Origin of the sequence: Campylobacter sp. CNRCH_2007_0968H, assembly GCF_025773245.1 — a bacterium.
GTDB classification, from domain to species: Bacteria; Campylobacterota; Campylobacteria; order Campylobacterales; family Campylobacteraceae; genus Campylobacter_D; species Campylobacter_D lari_D.
This window is the reverse complement of the sequence record NZ_JAKMTQ010000060.1, coordinates 1-569: the sequence shown is the minus strand read 5'-3', so window position 1 is coordinate 569 and position 569 is coordinate 1. Positions and strand designations below refer to the sequence as shown.

Here is a 569-nt window from a genome sequence, read left to right as displayed (position 1 = left end):
GGAATATTTTTTATCATTGCATTTAAATATATATTTCATACTTTTTTCTTTGAGCGTATTTTAATTAGTTATAATAGCATATAAATTATAATATCAAGAAAGAAAAATATGCTCATAAATGAAACTTATTTCATAGACTCTTGTGATGATGTAGAATTAAATATAAAAAGAGAAAGTAAATTAGAATATAGAATCACTTATGATGATAGTAAGCAAATGAAAGCTATTGTTTTTATCATAGGTGGATATGGAGCTAATGCAAATATACATTTTCTAGAAAGTTATAGAAATTTTATAGCTAAAAAATTTGATGTAGTAGCTGTAAATGTATTTTATCATTGCTTTTGCCAAAGAGTTTCTGATGTAGACAAATATAGTGCTGAAATGACTTTTTTATTAGACGATATAAGAACATTTGAAAAGGCTTTCAGGGATTTTGAAATAGAATTTGAAGTGCTAGATAATACAAAAAATATAGAAAAATATTATCAAATTCTTGATCAAAAAATGAGTATATTAAAAGAACAAGGAATTTTAAATCAAGACTATAAGGTTGAGTTATCTGTGAC

Annotated in this window: 1 protein-coding gene; it reads left to right on the top strand. The window is 23.7% G+C overall.

The features are described from left to right. Positions 1–108 precede the first annotated feature (108 nt). Positions 109–569 (top strand): DUF2920 family protein (locus L8Y18_RS08640; protein WP_263676672.1); only part of this gene is annotated, 461 nt, incomplete at its 3' end.